The organism is Ruegeria sp. R13_0, assembly GCF_017743995.1.
In the GTDB taxonomy this organism is placed as follows: domain Bacteria; phylum Pseudomonadota; class Alphaproteobacteria; order Rhodobacterales; family Rhodobacteraceae; genus Ruegeria.
Map to the genome: position 1 here is coordinate 1 of NZ_JAGHRB010000042.1, position 3,704 is coordinate 3,704.

The window sequence follows — 3,704 nt, forward strand, 5'->3', positions numbered from 1 at the left end:
CAAAAGCCCCGGGGTTTTACCCGGGGCTTTAGGGTTTATTGTTATTGTGTTTACGAGCAGTCTTGGACGGCGCGTTTTGTCAACACTCCAACCAAATGCGCGCGGTAGGTTTTGCTGCCGTGCAGGTCGGCGATCATATTCATCGGGTTGACGCTCAGCCCCACCAACGCCTCGGCGCTGAAGGATTTGTTCAAGGCCTCTTCGGCCTCCGCCCACCGGAACACACCGTCTTCGCTGGCGCCGGTCACGGCCACGCGGACACCATCCGCAAAGCGCGCCACGTAGACGCCGACCAGGGCAAACCGGGACGCAGGCTGCAGGAACTTCTGATAGCGCGCCGCCTGCGGCACCGGGAAGCGGACCGAGGTGATGATCTCACCCTCATCCAGCGCGGTGGCAAACATGCCCTGAAAGAAGTCATCCGCCGCGATCTGCCGCGCGTTGGTCACGATGGTCGCGCCCGAGCCCAGAACACCCGCCGGATAACAGGCCGCCGGATCATTGTTGGCCACCGACCCGCCGATGGTGCCGCGATTGCGCACCGCCGGATCACCGATCTGACCCGCCAAAGCCGCCAGCGCCGGATACGATCCCGCCGCCTCACGCGCCACCGTTGCATGGGGCGTCGCCCCGCCAATGACGACCGAGCCGTCATCCTCGACACAGACGCCCTGCATCTCGGCAATCCCACCCATGCTGACCAGCACCGAAGGGGCCGCCAGGCGCTGCTTCAGCGTCGGGATCAGCGTCTGACCCCCACCCAATGGCTGCGCATCCTCGGCCCCCAACGCAGCAACCGCGTCGGCAATGCTCGAGGGCTTCTCAAACTCGAAACTGTACATTCCGCTTTTCCTTTCCGAAGAGCGCAGATCCGCTCTTCATCTGGCTAAAAATACCTCGGGGGTCCGGGGGCTGGCCCCCGGTCCGCCCTCTCAACTCAGCTGTTCATCGCCGCCCAAACGCGCGACGGGCTCACCGGCATGTCGATGTGATCCACCGCCTTGCCGCCCGAGTTCATCGCGTCCAGAACCGCATTGACCACAGCCGGCGGAGAGCCAATCGCCCCGGCCTCACCACAGCCCTTCACACCCAGCGGGTTATGCGTGCAGGGCGTCTGGCTGGAATGATCGACGCCGTAGAAGGGCACATCATCGGCGCGCGGCATGGCGTAATCCATGAAGGACGCGCTCAGCAGCTGGCCATTCTCGTCATAGGCGCAGTTCTCCAGCAGAGCCTGACCGATACCCTGACCAATGCCGCCATGCACCTGACCATCCACGATCATCGGGTTGACGATGTTGCCAAAGTCATCCGCCGCGGTGAAGGCCTCGATGCTGACCTGACCAGTCTCGGGGTCGATCTCGACCTCGCAGGCATAAGCGCCCGAGGGGAAGGTGAAGTTGGCCGGATCATAAAACGCGGTCTCCTCCAGCCCCGGCTCAACCTCCAGCGGGTAGTTATGCGGCACATAGGCCGTGAGGGTCACATCGCCCCAGGCCACCGACTTGTCGGTGCCTGCCACGCTGAACTGACCATCCTTCAGCTCGATATCGGCCTCCGACGCCTCCAGCAGGTGGGCGGCGATCTTCTTGGCCTTGTCGATCACCTTCTCGGTGGCTTTGACCATGGCCGAGCCACAGACCGCCAGCGAGCGCGAGCCATAGGTGCCCATGCCGAACGGGATCTTCGAGGTGTCGCCATGCACGATCTCGACCATCGACTCGTCGATGCCGATCATGTCGGCCACAACCTGCGGGAAGGCGGTCTCATGCCCCTGCCCGTGGCTATGCGCACCCACCATGACGCTGATCGAGCCGGTGGCATTCACCCGCACGGTGGCGGCGTCATAGAGACCCGCACGAGCCCCCAGCATGCCAACGATGTTCGACGGAGCGATCCCGCAGGCCTCGATATAGCAGTTGATGCCCAGACCGCGCAGCTTGCCCTTGGCCTCGCTGGCCGCACGGCGGGCGGCAAAACCGGCCAGATCAGCCGCAGCTTCCAGCTTATCCATGGTCCCGTTGTAATCCCCGGTGTCATAGGTCAGCGCGACCGGCGTGTCATAGGGAAACTGGGTGATGAAGTTCTGACGGCGCAGCGCAATCGGGTCGACCCCCAGCTCGCGCGCGGCTTTGTCCACCACGCGCTCCAGCTGATAGGTCGCCTCGGGCCGGCCCGCACCGCGATAGGCATCCACCGGCACCGTGTTGGTGAACATCGCTTTCACATTCACCTGAATGACCGGCGTCTTGTAATTGCCTGCCATCAGCGTGCCGTGCAGCCATGTGGGCACCGAGCTGGAGAAGGTCGACAGATACGCTCCAAGGTTCGCGTAGGTGTTGGTCCGCAACCCGATGAAGTTGTTGTCCGCATCCAGCGCCAGTTCGATCTTGCTGACATGATCCCGGCCATGGGCGTCCGACATGAACGCCTCGGACCGGCTGGAGGTCCACTTCACGGGCCGGTTGCAAGCCTTGGCGGCGAAGGTACAGAACGCCTCTTCCGCATAGTGGAAGATCTTGGTGCCAAAACCGCCGCCCACATCCGGGGCCACCACGCGGACCTTATGCTCGGGCAGGCCCAGCACAAAGGCGCACATCAGCAGGCGGATCACATGCGGGTTCTGCGACGTGGTAAAGAGCGTGTACTCATCCGTGCCCCGCTTATACTCACCCACCGCCACGCGCGGCTCCATCGGGTTGGCGACCAGGCGGTTGTTCACCAGATCCAGCGTGGTCACATGGGCCGCATTGGCGAAGACCTCATTGACCTTTGCATCGTCAGTCTCACCCAGCTGCCAGTCATAGCAGATGTTGTTCTTCAGATCGTCATGGACCAGCGTCGCGCCGTCTTGCGCGGCGGCCTTCATGTCGATCACGGCGGGCAGTTCCTCGATCTCGAGGTCAATCGCCTCGGCCGCGTCACGCGCCTGCTCCAGGCTGTCGGCCACAACGGCGGCAATCGGGTCGCCCACATGGCGCACTTTACCCTGCGCCAGAATGGGATGCGGCGGCTCCTGCATCGGCGCGCCGTGCTTGTCGGTCACCTCCCAGCCGCAGGGCATGCCGCCCACGCCTTCAAAATCCTTGCCGGTGAACACCTTGACCACGCCCGGCATGGCCTCGGCCGCCGAGGTATCAAGGCTGGTGATCCGGCCATGCGCGATATCCGAGCGCAGGAAATGAACATAGGCCTGTCCGGCCACGTTGATGTCGTCGGTATAGTTGCCTGCTCCGGTCAGAAAGCGCACGTCCTCGCGCCGCTTGGAACTGGCTCCGATGCCACTGTCTTTGGGCATTGCTTGTTCTCCTCCCTCGGGCCGCTTATTCGGCGGCGATGCTGCTGACGTCCTGGCCCGAAGCGGCCATGATCGCCTTGACGATGTTGTGATAGCCCGTGCAGCGGCACAGGTTGCCTTCCAGATACTTGCGGATCTCACCCTCGGACGGGCGCGGATTGTCCTTCAGAAGCGCCGCCGCGCTCATCACCATGCCCGGCGTGCAGAAGCCGCATTGCAGCCCGTGGTGATCCTGAAACGCCTGCTGGATCGTATTGAGCGTCCCATCCTCGGAGGCCTGACCCTCGATCGTGCCGACCTCGGCCCCGTCGGCCTCAACCGCCAGCATGTTGCACGACTTCACGGCCTCGCCGTTTACATGCACCACACAGGCCCCGCATTGCGCCGTATCACAGCCAACATGCGT

Annotated in this window: 3 protein-coding genes; all 3 read right to left on the reverse strand. The window is 63.4% G+C overall.

All coding sequences use genetic code 11. The features are described 5' to 3' along the window. Positions 1 to 50: 50 nt before the first annotated feature. The gene (locus tag J7394_RS22710; RefSeq protein ID WP_209256232.1) at positions 51 to 842 is read right to left on the reverse strand and encodes a xanthine dehydrogenase family protein subunit M; all 792 of its coding nucleotides are present in this window, start codon (positions 840 to 842) and stop codon (positions 51 to 53) included. 95 nt (positions 843 to 937) lie between these two features. Beyond that, positions 938 to 3,298, reverse strand: a complete 2,361-nt coding sequence (locus J7394_RS22715) for a xanthine dehydrogenase family protein molybdopterin-binding subunit (protein WP_209256233.1) — start codon at positions 3,296 to 3,298, stop codon at positions 938 to 940. A 25-nt stretch (positions 3,299 to 3,323) separates the two neighbouring features. Beyond that, positions 3,324 to 3,704, reverse strand: a 381-nt coding sequence (locus tag J7394_RS22720; protein WP_209256234.1) for a (2Fe-2S)-binding protein, incomplete at its 5' end; no start/stop codon positions are given.